The 15,977-nt window shown below is 66.0% G+C and carries 13 protein-coding genes; 10 read left to right on the top strand and 3 right to left on the bottom strand.

Translation table 11 applies throughout. The annotated features are described in order from the left end of the window. Positions 1–21 precede the first annotated feature (21 nt). The 7 genes from cydD (at position 22) to thiL (ending at position 8,131) form a co-directional block, all read left to right on the top strand. Positions 22–1,746, top strand: a complete 1,725-nt coding sequence (gene cydD, locus KMAL_RS01515) for a thiol reductant ABC exporter subunit CydD (RefSeq protein ID WP_110093998.1) — start codon at positions 22–24, stop codon at positions 1,744–1,746. Then, the gene (gene cydC, locus KMAL_RS01510; RefSeq protein ID WP_110094066.1) at positions 1,746–3,470 is read left to right on the top strand and encodes a thiol reductant ABC exporter subunit CydC; all 1,725 of its coding nucleotides are present in this window, start codon (positions 1,746–1,748) and stop codon (positions 3,468–3,470) included. Before cydD ends, cydC begins: the two co-directional genes overlap by 1 nt. 122 nt (positions 3,471–3,592) lie before the next feature. After that, the gene (locus KMAL_RS01505; protein ID WP_110093997.1) at positions 3,593–3,967 is read left to right on the top strand and encodes an OmpA family protein; all 375 of its coding nucleotides are present in this window, start codon (positions 3,593–3,595) and stop codon (positions 3,965–3,967) included. 61 nt (positions 3,968–4,028) lie between these two features. After that, the gene (gene recQ, locus KMAL_RS01500) at positions 4,029–5,864 is read left to right on the top strand and encodes a DNA helicase RecQ (RefSeq protein WP_110093996.1); all 1,836 of its coding nucleotides are present in this window, start codon (positions 4,029–4,031) and stop codon (positions 5,862–5,864) included. A 114-nt stretch (positions 5,865–5,978) separates the two neighbouring features. Beyond that, positions 5,979–6,485 carry a transcriptional regulator NrdR gene (nrdR, locus tag KMAL_RS01495; RefSeq protein ID WP_110093995.1) on the top strand — a complete coding sequence of 169 codons (507 nt, stop codon included), beginning with the start codon at positions 5,979–5,981 and terminating at the stop codon, positions 6,483–6,485. A gap of 85 nt (positions 6,486–6,570) precedes the next feature. Next, positions 6,571–7,107, top strand: coding sequence for a transcription antitermination factor NusB (gene nusB, locus KMAL_RS01490; protein ID WP_110093994.1), 537 nt, complete (start codon positions 6,571–6,573; stop codon positions 7,105–7,107). A gap of 40 nt (positions 7,108–7,147) precedes the next feature. Next, positions 7,148–8,131 (top strand): thiamine-phosphate kinase, encoded by a 984-nt coding sequence (gene thiL / locus KMAL_RS01485; RefSeq protein WP_110093993.1) that lies wholly within the window; start codon positions 7,148–7,150, stop codon positions 8,129–8,131. Positions 8,132–8,334: 203 nt separating this feature from the next. Here the strand turns inward: thiL and KMAL_RS01480 are convergent, their stop codons facing one another. Continuing rightward, positions 8,335–9,504, bottom strand: coding sequence for a hypothetical protein (locus KMAL_RS01480; protein WP_110093992.1), 1,170 nt, complete (start codon positions 9,502–9,504; stop codon positions 8,335–8,337). Between the two features lie 151 nt (positions 9,505–9,655). Here KMAL_RS01480 and KMAL_RS01475 point away from each other — a divergent pair, with 151 nt between their 5' ends. The 3 genes from KMAL_RS01475 (at position 9,656) to KMAL_RS01465 (ending at position 12,415) form a co-directional block, all read left to right on the top strand. Next, positions 9,656–10,489 (top strand): SDR family NAD(P)-dependent oxidoreductase, encoded by an 834-nt coding sequence (locus KMAL_RS01475; protein ID WP_110093991.1) that lies wholly within the window; start codon positions 9,656–9,658, stop codon positions 10,487–10,489. A 209-nt stretch (positions 10,490–10,698) separates the two neighbouring features. Beyond that, a complete protein-coding gene (gene glk / locus KMAL_RS01470) occupies positions 10,699–11,667 on the top strand; it encodes a glucokinase (protein ID WP_110093990.1) in 969 nt (322 codons plus the stop codon). Positions 11,668–12,067: 400 nt separating this feature from the next. Beyond that, positions 12,068–12,415 carry a hypothetical protein gene (locus tag KMAL_RS01465; RefSeq protein ID WP_110093989.1) on the top strand — a complete coding sequence of 116 codons (348 nt, stop codon included), beginning with the start codon at positions 12,068–12,070 and terminating at the stop codon, positions 12,413–12,415. 52 nt (positions 12,416–12,467) lie between these two features. Here the strand turns inward: KMAL_RS01465 and msrA are convergent, their stop codons facing one another. Continuing rightward, positions 12,468–13,016 carry a peptide-methionine (S)-S-oxide reductase MsrA gene (gene msrA / locus KMAL_RS01460; RefSeq protein ID WP_110093988.1) on the bottom strand — a complete coding sequence of 183 codons (549 nt, stop codon included), beginning with the start codon at positions 13,014–13,016 and terminating at the stop codon, positions 12,468–12,470. Positions 13,017–13,202: 186 nt separating this feature from the next. After that, complete coding sequence (locus KMAL_RS01455; protein WP_110093987.1) at positions 13,203–15,899, bottom strand: valine--tRNA ligase; 2,697 nt, start codon at positions 15,897–15,899, stop codon at positions 13,203–13,205. Between the last annotated feature and the right edge of the window lie 78 nt (positions 15,900–15,977).

Genomic DNA, 15,977 nt, shown 5'->3' with positions numbered 1-15,977 from the left:
CATTCGGTATAGGGAGCGATCATGAGTGATGACAAGACAGTGATGAAGGCGTGGACGCGGGCGCAGTCACGTCTGGGACGCAGGCAGGCCATGCCCGTCGTGTGCCTTGGCCTGATCTCCAGCATGCTGGGCGCGGGGCAGGTGTGGTGCGTGGCCAATGTGCTTGGCCATGTGCTGCTGCCGTCCGACGCGGGCACGCCTGCGGGATGGTCGCTTGGCGCGCTGGTGGTGCTCGTGCTGCTGCGGGGGCTGTGCCAGGCGCTTTCGGACATGGCGGCCGCGCGCGCGGGCATGCAGGCGCGCAGGCGGCTGCGTGGCGATGTCGTGTCGTCCATCCTCCATGGTGGCCCCGCCCTGCTGCGCCAGCAGCATACGGGCGCGCTGACGGCGCTGGCGGTGGACCGGATCGAGGCGCTGGACGGTTTCTTCGCCCGCTGGCTTCCGGCATCCATCCTGTGGATGGCCGCCCCCTTCGTCCTTGGCGTCATCGCGGCCTTCGTGCAGCCCGGATCGGCGCTGGTCATGGCGCTGTGCGGGATTGCGGTGCCGTTCGGGCAGGCAATCTTCGGCATTGGCGCCGCCGTCGCCTCACGCAACCAGTTCCTTGCGATGCAGCGTCTGCAGGCGCGTTTCCTTGACCGCGTGCGCGGGATCGCGACCATCGTGCTGGCCGGACGGACGGAGGATGAGGCCCGCAGGCTGGCCACGTCCGCTGATGACCTGCGGCGCCGCACGATGAAGGTGCTGCGCGTGGCGTTCCTGTCCTCGGCCTCCATCGACTGCGCCATGGTCGTGGCGCTGGTGGTCATCGCGCTGCGCAACGGGGCCGTGCTCATGGCGCTGCACCAGTCCGGGGCGCCGGCGGCGCAGATGACGGAAACCGCCGTGCGCGCGCTGTTCGTGGTGCTTCTGGTGCCGGAATTCTTCGCGCCGTTCCGGGGACTGGCGCTGGCGTACCAGGACCGTGCCCATGCCTCTGGCGCGGCGGCGGCCATGGTGGCCCTGCCGTCGGCCACGCAGGTCCGCGCAGCGGAGGACAGGGTTCTTGCAGGCGGGGGGGCGACCGGCCATGGCATCGGCGTGCGTTTCGAGCATGTCGGTTTCACGTGGGATGCCGCGCGTGGCCCGACCCTGCGTGATGTCAGCTTCAGCGTGCCTGCGGGCCAGACGCTGATCCTTGCCGGCCCGTCGGGTTCGGGCAAGTCGAGCATCATCGAGATGCTGCTGGGCTTCATTACGCCTGAGCAGGGGCGGGTGCTGTTCAACGACACCGACATCACGACGATCATGCCGCAGGCGCTGAGCGAGATGATTTCATGGATCGGGCAGAAGCCGGTCCTGTTTGCCGGCACGCTGCGCGAGAACATCCTGTTCGCCCGTCCCGGCGCGGACGAGGCCGCGCTGCAGGCAGCGATCCGCGCGGCTTCGGTCGATCGCTTTGCCGATGGCCTGCCGCAGGGACTTGAAACCCGCATTGGCGAAGGGGGCTTCGGCCTGTCGGGCGGGCAGGCGCAGCGCATCGCCATCGCGCGCGCCTTCCTCAAGGATGCGCCGCTGCTGCTGCTGGACGAACCGACCTCCCACCTCGATCCCGCGACGGAGGCCGATGTCTTTGAATGCCTGCGCACGCTGGCGCAGGGGCGCACCGTGATCCTCGCCAGCCATTCTGCGGCGGTGGGCATGTTCACGGGGCAGCGGGTCGATCTTGACCATGGACAGGTGATTTCAGGGGAAACGGCGGCATGATGCGCTCGCGCACGGAACATCGTCACCATACCGGACGGCGGGCGCATGTGCTGGCCCCCGTCCTGACGATCCTGTCGATCTGGCGGCTGCGTGCGCCGCTGCTGACGGCGGGGTGCATCCTGTCGCTGCTGGCGCTGCTGTGTGGCCTGCTGCTGATGCGTGAGGCGGGGATCCGTGTCGCGGGCATGGCGATGGGGGGCATCGTGATCACGGTCGCCGCCCTGCGGGTGCTGGGTGTCGCGCGTGTCGTCATGCGGTATGTGGAGCGTCTGGTCACCCATGACGCGATGTTCCGCGCGCTGGCGGACGTGCGTGTCTGGTTCTTCCGCCATCTGGCGCGCGGCGCCGCGGCGGGGCTTGGTTTCCGGCGCGCGGGGGACCTGCTGTCGCGGCTGGTTTCGGATGTGGAGACACTGGATGGGCTGTACCTGCGCATCATCGTGCCGCTGGCCGGTGCGCTTCTGGTGCTGCCGTTCCTGTTCATCGCCATCAACCTGGTCAATTCGCCGCTGGCCATCACCATTGCGGTGCTGTTCGCGCTTGGCGCGTTCGTGATGCCTGCCTGCGCCGCCGTTCTGGCGCGGCGTGACGGGGGGCTGGTCAACCATCAGGCGGCGCAACTGCGCATTGGCGTGCTGGACATGGTCAGCGGCCTGCGTGAAATCCGCACCTTTGGCGCGGAAGGCCGCATGCTGGCGCATGTCACGGCGCGCGATGACGCCCTGTACCGCGCGCAGATGCGCCAGTCGCGCGCGCTGTCGCTTGCGGGGATGGCGTCGTACCTGTGCGGGCAGGCGGCGGTGGTCGTGGTGCTTGCGGCCGCGCTTGGCATCGGTGGCATGGGGCCGCTGGCGCCGCTGCCTGCCGCGGGCGTGCTGTTCCTGACGGTTGCGGCGTTTGAAAGCATCGGCGGCCTGACCCGTGCCGGCGCGCTTGCGGGGAATGTGACTCGGGCGGCCGAACGCGTGGTCGCGGTGGATGAAAACCCCCATGGCGTGGCCACGAAGGGGACCGCCCCGGCGCCCGCAGGCACGGACATCCGCTTTGACGATGTCCATTTCCGCTGGGCCAGCGACCGCGTGCCCGTGTTCGATGGCCTGTCGCTGGATATCCCTGCGGGCAGCCGCGTTGCCGTGCTGGGACCGTCCGGGGCGGGCAAGTCCACGCTGGCGGCCCTGCTGCTGAAGGTCGTGGCCCCGGATGCGGGGCGCGTGCTGCTGGGCGGGGTGGATGTCGCCACCATCGACGATGACGCCCTGCGCCAGCGCATGGCGTGGCTGTCGCAGGCGACGCACCTGTTCGAGGATACGATTCGCGCCAACCTCCTGCTGGGGCGGCCCGATGCGACGGATGATGACCTGTGGGTGGCACTTGACCGTGCGCGCGTGGGCGACCTTGTGCGGGACATGCCCGAAGGCCTCGATACATGGCTGGGCGAGGGCGGCGCACGGGTTTCCGGCGGGCAGGGGCGGCGCATCGCGCTGGCGCGGACGCTGCTGTCACATGCGCCGATCCTGATCCTTGACGAACCGGCTACCGGACTGGATGCCCAGACGGAGCAGGATTTCCTGCGCACCCTGAATGAGGTGACGCAGGGGCGCACCGTCATCCTGATCGCCCATCGCCTGACGGGGGTGGAGCAACTCGATCAAATATGGCGTATTTCGGGCGGCCATGCCGTCGCGGTGCCGGGTAATGGGCGTTCTGCGGCCGGAAAGGATTGACGCAGGGGCACTCAGAGGGCACGAAGTAGCGGAAATTAAGGGTCGTACCGGACCCGTGTTACAAAATGATACGCGGTCACGACGATCCCGCGTAAATATATTTTTATCAGGAGTGGTCCATCATGCGTCGCCTGTCTCTCCTTCTGGGTCTTGGTCTGCTGACGGGTTGCGCGGGGGGACACCCCGCCAAGTTCGTTGTTTTCTTCACCCAGAACTCCACCCAGCTTGATACCCCGGCCCAGACGGTCATCTCCCAGGCGGCGCAGCGCGCGCTGTCGGGCAAGGGCACGGTTCGCGTCGAAGGCTATGCCGCCGCGTCCAAGGACCTGTCCGCCGATGAACTGCTTGCGATCGACCGCGCCAAGATCGTGGCCCGCCAGCTTGCCGTCGATGGCGTGGACGCCAGCCGCATCCGCCAGCAGCCCCGTGGCCCCGTGAACAACGAGGACGGCGCCCTTGCGTCCCGCCGGGTCGAGATCGAGGTCACCCGCAACTGATCCCCGACGGGATGCGTTTGCCCATGGCATGGTCCCGTGTGGCCGTGACGGGGGTGTGACGATGACTGCGGACATCGACACACCCCCGCGCGGCATCCTTTCGCGTGTCTTCGGCTTCCCTGATTTCCGCGGCCTGCAGCAGCAGGCGGTGGATCAGGTCATGGCCGGGCAGGACTGCCTTGTCCTGATGCCCACGGGCGGGGGCAAGAGCGTCTGCTACCAGGTGCCCGCCCTCAGCCGTCCGGGCACCGGGCTTGTCATTTCCCCTCTGATCGCGCTGATGGACGATCAGGTCGCGGCCCTGCGGCAGTTGGGCGTCAATGCCGGCGCCCTGCATTCCGAACAGGAAGCCGACGACGCGGCGCGCGTGCGCTCCGACCTTGCGGCGGGGCGTCTGGACATCCTCTATGTCTCGCCAGAGCGCCTGCTGTCGCCGGGGATGCTCGAACGCCTTTCGCGGCTGACGCTGTCGGTCATCGCGATTGACGAGGCCCACTGCATTTCCGCATGGGGGCATGAATTCCGCCCCGAATACCGCGCGCTTGCCACCCTGCCGGAGCATTTCCCCGGCGTGCCGCGCATCGCGCTGACCGCGACGGCCGACCCGCGCACGCAAAGCGACATCCTCGAAGCACTGGCGATGCCCGACGCCACGGTGCTGAAGGCCAGCTTCCACCGTCCCAACCTTGACGTCGTGGTGCGTCCCAAGACGTCGGAGATGCGCCAGCTTGTCAGCATCCTCGACCGTCACAGGGGGGAGGCGGGCATCGTCTATTGCGGCAGCCGCAACAAGACAGAGCGGATTGCGAAATCCCTGTGTGATCGCGGCTATGTCGCGCTGGCGTTCCATGCGGGCCTGTCGCCGGTGGAAAAGCGCGCGGCCCTGATGCGTTTCCGCTCCGGCGAGGCGGTGGTGATCGTCGCGACCATCGCGTTCGGCATGGGGATCGACCGTCCCGACGTGCGCACGGTGGTGCATCTGGACATGCCCTCCTCGCCCGAGGGGTATTACCAGCAGATCGGCCGCGCCGGGCGTGATGGCGAACCGGCGGAGACGGTGCTGCTGTACGGTGGCGACGACATCGCACGCGCCCGCTACTGGCTGGAGCAGTCCAGTGCGCCAGAGGCCCAGCGCCGGATCATGAGCGCGCGGCTGGAGGCGATGATCGCGCTGGCGGAAACGACGGGATGCCGGACGGAGGCGTTGCTGGCGTGCTTTGGCGAACGGCTGGAGCAGCCCTGCGGGCATTGCGACAACTGCCGCAACCCGGCGGTCACGTTCGACGGTACCGTGGCGGCGCAGAAGGTGCTTTCGGCCATCTATCGCACGGGGCAGCGTTTCGGCGCGGTGCATGTGGCCGCCGTCCTGCGTGGCAAGGCATCGGACATGGCCGCGCGCCATGGCCATGACCGGCTGAGTGTCTATGGCATCGGCAAGGACCGGCCGGAGGCCTTCTGGCGTGGGGTGATCCGGCAACTGATCGCCCGTGGCGCCATCCGCGTCAGTGGCGAATACAATGCCCTTTCCCTTGACGAGACGCGCGCGCGTCCCATCCTGAGGGGGGAGGAGGTCGTCTCCCTGCGTGAGGATGCGACCGAGGACCTGCGTGCATCGGTGGGGGAGAAACGCAGCAGCAGCGGCCGGTTCGACCCCGATACGCTGCCCCCCGACGTGGCGGCGGTGTACCGCGCCCTCAAGGCATGGCGGCTGGGGGAGGCGCGGGAGCAGGAAATCCCGCCCTATGTCATCTTCCACGACGCCGTGCTGCATGACATCGCGCAGGAACACCCCACCACGCTGCACGAACTCGGCACCATCAAGGGGGTGGGGTCGTCCAAGCTGGAACGCTATGGCGATGCGGTGCTGCAGGTCCTGTCCGAAACCCCGTCGGCCTGACGTGTGCCGCGACGTCCTGCGAAGGACATGTTTTTCTGCTAATGGAATGTGAAGGTGCGCGACCGTGGGGGGCCATGGCCCGCGCAGCATTCCCGCCTGAATTGAGTGGTTGCCATGCGTTGCCCGTTTTGTGGACATGAAGATACCCAGGTCAAGGACAGCCGCCCGCACGAGGACGGGGCCGCGATCCGCAGGCGTCGCATCTGTGCATCCTGCGGGCAGCGTTTCACGACGATCGAGCGCATCCAGCTGCGCGACCTGATCGTGGTGAAGGCGGATGGCAGGCGCGTGCCGTTCGAGCGTGACAAGCTGGCGCGTTCGGTGCGCATTGCGCTGCGCAAGCGCCCGGTGGACGAGGAACGGATCGAACGCATCGTCAATGGCCTTGTCCGCCACCTTGAGGCGGCGGGCGAGCCGGAGATCCTGTCGATCGATATCGGACGCAGGGTGATGGAAACTTTGCGGGAGGTCGATTCGGTCGCCTATATCCGCTTTGCCAGCGTGCACTGGGATTTCAGGGAAACCAAGGATTTCGCCGCGATACTGGAGACGATCTCCACCTCGGTCGCGGCGGATGTGACCCCGCAGGACGGGGAGAACCCGCCCGTGGACGACAAATGACGGCAAAAGCCTATGGACCCCATGCGCCAAAGAGGCGATGAAGCCCTGCATTGCGCACGATGCCCGACAGCAGGAGACAGTTGACATGACACAGACAGGCGAGACCCCCCGGGGCGGCAGGAACCGTTCACGCACGGCATCGCGCGTGGGCGCGGTGCAGGCCCTGTTCCAGATCGAGCAGGCGGGCGACAACGCCGAAGCCGTGGTGTCACAGTTCACCCGCCATCGCCTTGCCACCGGCGATGCCGCGTCCGGCTATGCCGAAGGGCTGGTGCCCGATGCCGACGTGCGGCTGTTCACCGCCATCGTGCGTGGCAGCGTGGCCCGGCAGAAGGAAATCGACGCGATGGTGGTCGATGTCCTGCCGTCGTCGTGGCCGATGGAACGCCTTGATCCCGTGCTGCGCGCGCTGCTGCGCGCGGCGGGCGGGGAACTGACCGCGCAGGACCCGGCGCCCAGCCGCGTGATCATCAATGAATACATGGATGTCGCGCACGGTTTCTTCTCCGGCGATGAACCGCGCATGCTCAATGGCGTTCTCGATGCGATGTCCCGGCGCATTGCGGGCGGGGAAGCCGGCAATGCGACTCCGGCGGTGGATGCCGGGCCTTCGGCCTCCTGACCCCACGCCAGATATCGCAAGGGCCGCAGGGGAGAAAAGCATGTCCACCCGTCCATCAGGCACCTCTGATGCCCTGCCTGCGGAATTCGGCTTCATCGGCCGCATATTCCGTCCCCTGGCGGGGGAAGGGGCGCTCGACCTGCGTGACGATGCCGCTGTCCTGACCCCACCTGCGGGACGGGAAATGGTGATGGCGGTCGATGCGATGGTCGAGGGCGTGCATTTCCTGCCCGATGACCCGGCCGACACGGTGGGGCGCAAGCTGCTGCGCTGCAACCTGTCGGACCTTGCCGCCATGGATGCGACGCCGTTGGGCTACCTGCTGACGGTGGCGCGCCCCCGCCATGTTGCGGAACCGTGGTTCACGGCCTTTGCCGATGGCCTGCGTGCCGATCAGGGAACGTATGGGCTGGGCCTGCTGGGGGGGGATACGACGTCGACCACCGGGCCGCTGGTGCTGTCCCTGACGATCGTGGGGCATGTGGCCCCCGGATGCGCGCTGCGCCGTACCACGGCACGTGCGGGCGACGGGTTGTGGGTGACGGGAACCATCGGGGATGGTGCGCTGGGACTGCTGGCGCTGCGTGGGCAGGTGCCTGACCCGGACCATGCCCTTGCCACGCGTTACCGCCTGCCATGCCCGCGCCTTGGGCTGGGGCTGCATGGGATTGCCTCCGCCGCGATGGATGTCTCCGACGGACTGGTGCAGGATGCGGGCCACCTGGCGCGTGAGAGCGGGGTGGGCGTGGTGATCGAGGTCGATCGCGTGCCGCTGTCCGATGCCGCGCGGGCGGCGGGGCCGCAATGGCGCGAAACCTGCCTGACGGGTGGGGATGACTACGAACTGCTGCTTGCGGTGCCACCGGAACATGAACAGGCGCTGCTGGCGCGGGGACGCCACCATGGGGTGCGCATGACGCGCATCGGGCGTTTCATCGATCCTGCCGGGAGCGCTGGCGTGCAGTTGCGTGATGCGCATGGTGCGGAGGTGAAGGTCGCGCACACGGGGTGGAGCCACCTGTAGGGGGCAGCAGGTTTTTTGTAAAAAAGAACCGGAAGCCGGCGATCCGTCACTCAGGTTATCCTGAACAATGCTCCCAACAACCCACTGAAAATTATGAAAGTTTTTGGTGAAGCTTTTTCCAGAAAGCTTCAGAAAGCGTCGCCTTGTGAAAAATGGCGACCCCAAACAGCTTCATGACTCAGGAAAGGGTCGCAATCCGTGGCTTACAGGTCGTCGTCGGTCAGGGCGCGGTCATACACGCGATAGCGCTTGTAAGGCTGTGGCGCGATCCGTTCGATCAGGCGGCGGATCGGCAGGTTGCTTTCCAGCACCCAGCCCAGTTCGACCGTCCGGTAGGGCAGGCTGCGCCCGCGTTTCATGAGTTCGGAGATTGCCAGCGCGGGCATGATCGCGCCAAGGGCCGTGCCCTCCAGCCGGGAGCTGACGCCAAGCAGGATGACGCGCGCGGAATGGAATTCATGCCGCAGCAGCCGCTTGCCCAGCTTCAGCCACCCCACGGGGGACGGCGCGCCGCCAAGGTCGGCGGAAATGTCATACACGTTGGGCACCACCAGCGCGAAGGCCACGGGCTGGCCGTCCTGTTCGATCAGGACATAATGCTCGGGCTTCAGCAGGGGGCGCAGCTCGCTGATCATGCCGGCCATCTCGTCACGGGTCAGCGGCAGGGAGCCCCAGTTGTTGCGCCATGCGTCGTTGTAGAGTTGGCGCAGGGTCTCCCCTTCCTCATGCAGCCGGCTCATGTCCAGCCCGCGCGTGGTGATGCTGCCCAGCCGCCCTTCGCCCATCTTGAGGCTGGAGGGGACAAGGTGCGCCTCCTCCGCATCGGGGCCGGTGAAGATGCGATAGGCGAGCAGGTCCTCCTGCCCGACCATGCCGCAGGCCGCCATCATCCCCGGCAGCCAGTGCGGGTGCCACGGCATGGCGACCATGGGCAGTTCGTGCTGCCCCTCGATCATCATCCCGAACTCCCCATTGCTGTTGGGGGTCTGCGGGCCGCGCATGACCTTCATCCCGCGTTCACGCAGCCACGTCGCTGCCGTGTCGATCAGCGCGGAGACGACGCTGAGGTCGTCCACCGCGTCCAGCGCGCCGAAGAAGCCGACCTTCTCGCCAATATGATTGATCGCGACGGGATCGATCTGTGCGGAAATGCGGCCGACGGCCTGCCCGTTGCGCATGGCAAGGAAATACTGCGCCTGGCCACGGCGGAAGAACGGGTTGCGCGAAGGCAGCAGCAGGTCGCGCTGCACCATGTCCAGCGGGGCCACATATCCGGGCAGCCCCGCATAGAGCAGGCGCGGCAACTGGATGAAGGTGGTCATCTGACGAAAACCGGAAACGGGAATAATGACAAGTTGGTCGGCTTCGTTCATGACCTGTCCGCAGCTTCCTGACTGTGCGGGCGTCAGCCAGTGCCGCGCGGGGGCGTGGCGTGGCGGAGATGCCCGCGAGTGGTGTAGAAAGGTTGAATAACCCGTTCGTTGTGCTGATGGCACAAAATGGTGGTGGAAAGGAAGACAGACAATGGAAGCACAGCCCAGCCAGACCATGAACGGGGCCCATGGACGGGTGCTGATTACCGGTGCATCGGGGGGGATCGGCGCGGAACTGGCGCGGCTTTATGCCATCCGGGGGCGTGATCTCCTGCTCTGGGGGCGGGATGCGGGCCGGCTGGAGGCCATTGCGCGCGACTGCCGCAACTGCGGGGTGAATGTCACGACGCGCGCGCTTGACCTGCAGGACGGGCATGCCGCCATCACGGCCTACCGCGAGGATGATGCCGCCAGCCCCATCGACCTTGCCATCCTTGCCGCCGGGCTTGGCGACATGAAGACCGCCGATGACGCGACCGAAAAGGCGGAGACGGTGCTTGAACTGGGGCTGGTCAATTACGCCACCCCGTCGGCCATGGCCGCTGCCGCGGCGGAGGCCATGGTCGGACGCGGACGCGGGCATATCGTGCTGGTCGGTTCGGTCGCGGCCTTCCACGCCATACCGTTCGCCGCCGCCTATTCCGGGTCGAAGGCCGGGCTGAAGCGGTTTTCGGAATCGCTGCACATGGCGCTGGCCCCGCATGGGGTGGGGGTGACGCTGATCTCCCCCGGCTTTGTCGATACGGCGATGAGCCGCCGCGTCGTGGGCTTCAAGCCGTTCCTGCAGACGCCGGCCTCCGCCGCGCGGCGGATCGTCCATGCGGTGGACCGTGGGCAGGCGCATCTGGTGTTCCCGTTCCTGTTTTCCATCCTCCGGTTCGTGGATGTCATCGTGCCGTGGCCGCTCAAGCGGTGGATCCTGTCGCAACTGAAGGCCGGGCAGGTGCCGCGCGGGCAGGCCGCGGGGGATGGACAGAAAAAATAATATTCCTGCGATCCGATGTCGGAATTGATGGGATAACGTGACTTTTATCAATGTCATTCGTCATCTCCCTGCCTTAGCTGGGGAAGACAACCCATCACTATTTTAGAGGATCTGATTTGACGGGGACGGGGCCTGCGACGTTTCATGGCGTGCGACAGGCCCGCACCCCCGAAAGAAGATTGCCTGCTGACCGCGGAGAGTAATCCCACATGAAAGAAATCGTAGCCGTCGATATCGGGGGCACCCATGCCCGTTTTGCGCTGGCACAGGTGGAAGGCGGCCGTGTCGTCAGCCTGGGCGAGGCCACGACCCTGAAATGCGCCGAACATGCCAGCCTGCAGCTGGCGTGGGAGGCATTCGGCCGCGTGGTGGGCAAGCCCCTGCCGCGTGCGGCGGGCATTGCCGTGGCATGCCCGATCAAGGGCGACATCCTGAAGCTGACGAACAACCCGTGGGTCATCCAGCCCGCGCAGCTTGGGGCGAAGCTGGGCATTGACGAACATGTGCTGGTCAATGATTTCGGCGCCGTCGCCCATGCCGTGGCGCAGGTGGGCGAGGAAAGCCTCCAGCATGTCTGCGGGCCGGACGTGCCGCTGCCCAAGGAAGGGATCATCACGATTGTCGGTCCCGGCACGGGTCTGGGCTCCGCCTATGTCGTGCGGCGCAAGAACGGGTATTTCGTGTGCGAGACCGAGGGCGGGCATATCGATTTCTCCCCCCTTGACCAGTTCGAGGACCGTATCCTGCAACTGCTGCGGCTGCGCTATCGCCGGGTGTCGGTGGAGCGCGTGGTCTCGGGGCCGGGACTGGCCAACCTGTATGAGGCCATTGCCGAAATCGGCAACCTGCCGGTGCGTACCCGCGATGACAAGACGCTGTGGACCATGGCGCTTGATGGCAGCGACCATGTGGCAGGCGCCGCGCTGGAGCGGTTCTGCCTGTCGCTCGGCACGGTGGCGGGCGACCTTGCCCTGGCGCAGGGCGGCGGCAGCGTGGTCATCGCCGGTGGGCTCGGCCTGCGGCTGGCCAAGCATCTCGGTGCGTCTGGCTTTGCGGAGAGGTTTGTCGCCAAGGGGCGCTTTGAAAGCCTGATGGCGGCAATGCCGGTCAAGCTGATTACCTATCCCCAGCCGGGTCTGCTGGGTGCTGCCGCGGCATTTGCCGAGGCCTATCGCTAAGGACCACGGACATCCTGCCCGTGCGCGTCGCCTGAGACGCGCCGGGAACAGGCAGGGCGGCGGGATTCATGATCCTGCCGCCCTTTTTTGTGCGTGGTGGGGCAGGGGGCCGTGCGGTGTGCGCAGGTGGCATCCCGTCCGGGTGATAATTTTATCGCACGTTACATAATTCATAATGTTCTGGATCGGCGTGCCTGTATGTGCCGCCCTGGCAACTTCCCGTGGTTTCGTGGGGTTGTGCAGGAAGCGCGGGCAGGCGGGTCACATACCGGGCCTTCCGGCCTGCGTGGTGTCGTGGCGTGCAATGAAGGGGAGGGTGACGAGATTACGACCTGCTGCAGGGTGCGCAGTCGGTGCGGAAGCGATAGAAATGTCAGTGAAACCCGAGGGAGAAGATCCGATGAATCTCAAACCGATCCTTGATGCCTATTCCGCCCTGTCCGCGCAGATGGACCAGAGTTCCAGTGACGTGCTGGACATTGCCAACCTGCTGAAGGATGGGGTGAAGAACAAGGACCCGCAGGCTCTTGCCTGCATGAAGCTGGTGCAGGACATCGCGGCCTCGCACGAGGCGGAGCACCAGAAGCTTGCGGCATTGTGGCGGGAACTGAGCACGGCCATCCCCACCTTGCCGAAATATCCGGAAGATGGGGTCAACGGGGTGGCCATCGAACAGGCGCAGTCCCCGCGACTGGGGCTGAAGTCATTTTTCGACGGGCTGATGGACGGGTTCGACCCGAAGCCCTGATGCGTCCGGTCACGCCATCATCCCGGTCGGCACCGCGATGATGGCGTGACGGTCAGGTCGTGGCCAGACGATCACGGAACAGCTTGCGGATTTTCGCGATCTTGGGCGGGATGACTGCGGCGCAGTACGGGTTGCCCGGATTTTTGGCGAAATAGTCCTGGTGATAGGTTTCGGCCGGATAGAAATGGTCCAGCGGTTCAATCTGCGTCACGATCGGGTCGGGCCAGACATGGGCGGCCGCCAGTTCGTCGCACACCTCGTGGGCGATCCTATCCTGTTCTGGTGACAGGGTGAAAATGGCCGAACGGTACTGCGTGCCGACATCATTGCCCTGCCGGTTCAGCGTCGTCGGGTCATGCAGGACGAAAAACATGCCCAGCAGGTCGCGATAGGACAGGAGGGCGGGATCGAATTCGATTCGCACCACCTCCGCATGGCCTGTCTTTCCGGTGCAGACCGCCTCATAGGTCGGGTCGGGCGTCTGCCCGCCGGCATAGCCGGGTTCGATCGAAAGGACGCCGCGTATGTCACGCAGGGGCGCTTCGATACACCAGAAGCATCCACCGGCCAGAACGGCTGTCTCTGTCTTGTGCTGTGTCATGGAAGGCTCCCTGCCTGCGTGAAACCAGTAGAAGTTTTTGGTGAAGCTTTTTTTAAAAAGCTTCGAAGAACGCCGCCTTTGTCATCCAGAAGGCGGCGCCCGAAAACTTTTACTTTTTTACCAAGCGATTGTTTTTCAACAGTTTGTCAGGATGAAGGTCCGCCGCCAGTGATGGCGGCGGCACGATCAGGAAATACGCGCCAGCGCGGCATCAAGGCGGATGCGCTCCGCACGGAACGCGGCCAGGCGTTCGCGGTTTTCCTCCACCACTTCGGGCTTGGCGCGGGCGACGAAATCGGCATTGCCCAGCTTGCGCTCGACCTTGGCGATTTCCCCATCGACCTTGCCGCATTCCTTCTCCAGCCGCTGGCGTTCCTGCGCAATGTCGATGATCCCGGCAAGCGGCAGGACCAGCGTGGCCTCGTCCACCACCAACTGCGCGGCCCCCTGCGGCATGTCACCTTCCAGCGGCAGGACTTCGGAGACGCGGGCCATGCGGCCGATGGCCTCTGACCATTTTTCCGCCCGTGCGACGGTCTGCGCCGACGCATCGCGCAGCAGGACGGGGGCAAGGCGTGACGGCGGCACGTTCATTTCCGCCCGCACGGTGCGGATTTCGGTGATGAAGCGGATCAGCCATTCCATCTCCGCCCCGGCCTGCGCCGCGTCGGTCACGGTATCGGGCGCGGGCCACGCCGCCTGCATCAGGCTGCCCTGCGGGCCATAGCCGAAGCGGTGCCACAATTCGTCGGTGATGAAGGGCATGACCGGCTGCAGCAGGCGCAGGATCAGGCCCAGCACATGTGCGGTGACGGCGCGGGTCTCGGTGGCTTCGGGCGAATCCCCCTCGGCATTGAAGACCGGCTTGGCGAATTCAAGGAACCAGTCGCAGAAGCAGTTCCACACGAAGCGGTAGCAGGTGGCCGCGTATTCATCGAAACGGAACGCCTCCAGCGCCGCCGTGGCATCGGTGATCGCGCGCCCGGCCTCGGCCAGCAGCCAGCGGCCCAGCGGGGACTTTACCGTGGCGGGATCGAAGCCTGCCACCGGGGCGACGCGGTTCATTTCGCAAAAACGCGCCGCATTCCACAGCTTGGTGGTGAAGGAGCGGTATTCCTCCACCTTCCTGCGGCCCAGCTTTACATCGCGGCCCAGACCCGTCAGCGCGCAGATCGTAAAGCGCATGGCATCTGCGCCATAGGTGTCGATCATTTCCAGCGGGTCGATGCCGTTGCCCTTGCTCTTGGACATCTTCTGCCCGCGTTCGTCACGGACCAGCCCGTGGATGAACACCTTGCGGAACGGCACGTCCTTCATGAAGTGCAGGCCCATCATCATCATCCGCGCGACCCAGAAGAAGATGATGTCGAACCCGGTCACCAGCACGTCGGTGGGGTAATAGCGCGCAAGTTCCGGCGTCTGCTCCGGCCAGCCAAGGGTGGAGAACGGCCACAGCGCGGAGGAGAACCACGTGTCCAGCACGTCCTCGTCGCGCGTCAGGGCCTCGTCCCGGCCATAATGCGCGCGGGCCTGCGTTTGGGCGTCGGCTTCGTCATGGGCGACGAACACATGCCCGTCCGGGCCGTGCCAGGCCGGGATGCGGTGCCCCCACCAGAGCTGGCGGCTGATGCACCAGGGCTGGATGTCGCGCATCCACGCAAAGAAGGTGTTTTCCCACTGGCGCGGCACGAATTCGACGCGGCCCGTCTCCACCGCCTCGATCGCGGGGGCGGCGAGGGTGGCGGCATCGCAGTACCACTGCGTCGTCAGGCGGGGTTCGACCACCGCGCCGCTGCGTTCGGCATGGGGCACCTGATTGGTGTGCGCCTCGATCTTCTCCAGCCATTCCAGCCGTTCAAGCTCGGCCACGATCGCCTTGCGCGCCTCGTCACGCGGCATGCCCTGCAGCGTGCGGACAAAGGCGGGATCGGCGATGCCGTCCTCGGCGCGCAGTTCGTCCTCGATCTCCTCCAGCGTGATGCGGGCGTCAGCGTCGAGCACGCTGGGCATGTCGAGCTTGTGGCGGCGTCCGACCTCGAAATCGTTGAAGTCGTGGGCGGGCGTGATCTTGACCGCGCCGCTGCCTTTTTCAGGGTCGGAATGTTCGTCCGCGACGATGCGGATGCGCCGTCCCGTCAGCGGCAGGATGACCGACTGTCCCACAAGGTCGGCATAGCGTTCGTCATCGGGATGGACCGCCACCGCCATGTCGCCCAGCATGGTTTCCGGCCGGGTGGTCGCCACCGTGATGGTGCGGCCGGGCTGCCCCTCCACCGGGTAGCGGATGTACCACAGGCTGCCGCGCATTTCCTTGTTGTCGACCTCAAGGTCGGAAATGGCGGAGCGGAACGCCGGGTCCCAGTTGACAAGGCGCCGGTCGCGATAGATCAGCCCCTCGCGATACAGGGTGACGAATACTTCGCGCACGGCCTTCGACAGGCCATCATCCATCGTGAAGCGTTCACGCGGCCAGTCGAGGGAGGAGCCGAGGCGGCGCAGCTGCGTCGTGATGCCGCCGCCGGACTGCGCCTTCCATTCCCACACGCGCTTCTCGAACGCCTCGCGGCCCAGTTCCTGCCGCGACGTGCCTTCCTTCTGCAGCATCCGTTCGACCACAAGCTGTGTCGCGATCCCGGCATGGTCGGTCCCGGGCTGCCACAGCACGTCGCGCCCCTGCATGCGCCGCCAGCGGATCAGCGTGTCCTGCAACGTCATGGTCAGGGCGTGGCCGACATGCAGCGTGCCCGTGACGTTCGGCGGCGGGATCATGATGGTATAGGGGCGGTGCGGACTGCTGGGATCGGCGGCGAATGCTCCGCATCCCTCCCACAATGCGTAAAGGGAGGTTTCCGTCTCGCCGGGGGAGAAAGACTTATCGAGCATTGCTAAAAACCAGATCCACCTAAATCAGACGCAGGGCGCACGACATGTCCGCCGCACGCAGATATACCCCAATCCGCC

This window comes from Novacetimonas maltaceti (genome assembly GCF_002906255.1).
GTDB classification, from domain to species: Bacteria; Pseudomonadota; Alphaproteobacteria; order Acetobacterales; family Acetobacteraceae; genus Novacetimonas; species Novacetimonas maltaceti.
Note: the sequence above shows the minus strand (reverse complement) of the source record. Positions and strands in the feature narration are given on the sequence as shown.

Excerpts from the sequence above, each read along its gene's own strand:
- nrdR (WP_110093995.1), top strand. The coding sequence starts at position 5,979 with ATGCGTTGCCCGTTTTGTGGACATGAAGATACCCAGGTCAAGGACAGC.
- KMAL_RS01505 (WP_110093997.1), top strand. The coding sequence starts at position 3,593 with ATGCGTCGCCTGTCTCTCCTTCTGGGTCTTGGTCTGCTGACGGGTTGC.
- recQ (WP_110093996.1), top strand. The coding sequence starts at position 4,029 with ATGACTGCGGACATCGACACACCCCCGCGCGGCATCCTTTCGCGTGTC.
- KMAL_RS01465 (WP_110093989.1), top strand. The coding sequence starts at position 12,068 with ATGAATCTCAAACCGATCCTTGATGCCTATTCCGCCCTGTCCGCGCAG.
- nusB (WP_110093994.1), top strand. The coding sequence starts at position 6,571 with ATGACACAGACAGGCGAGACCCCCCGGGGCGGCAGGAACCGTTCACGC.
- msrA (WP_110093988.1), bottom strand. The coding sequence starts at position 13,016 with ATGACACAGCACAAGACAGAGACAGCCGTTCTGGCCGGTGGATGCTTC.
- cydD (WP_110093998.1), top strand. The coding sequence starts at position 22 with ATGAGTGATGACAAGACAGTGATGAAGGCGTGGACGCGGGCGCAGTCA.
- KMAL_RS01480 (WP_110093992.1), bottom strand. The coding sequence starts at position 9,504 with ATGAACGAAGCCGACCAACTTGTCATTATTCCCGTTTCCGGTTTTCGT.
- KMAL_RS01475 (WP_110093991.1), top strand. The coding sequence starts at position 9,656 with ATGGAAGCACAGCCCAGCCAGACCATGAACGGGGCCCATGGACGGGTG.
- thiL (WP_110093993.1), top strand. The coding sequence starts at position 7,148 with ATGTCCACCCGTCCATCAGGCACCTCTGATGCCCTGCCTGCGGAATTC.
- cydC (WP_110094066.1), top strand. The coding sequence starts at position 1,746 with ATGCGCTCGCGCACGGAACATCGTCACCATACCGGACGGCGGGCGCAT.
- glk (WP_110093990.1), top strand. The coding sequence starts at position 10,699 with ATGAAAGAAATCGTAGCCGTCGATATCGGGGGCACCCATGCCCGTTTT.
- KMAL_RS01455 (WP_110093987.1), bottom strand. The coding sequence starts at position 15,899 with ATGCTCGATAAGTCTTTCTCCCCCGGCGAGACGGAAACCTCCCTTTAC.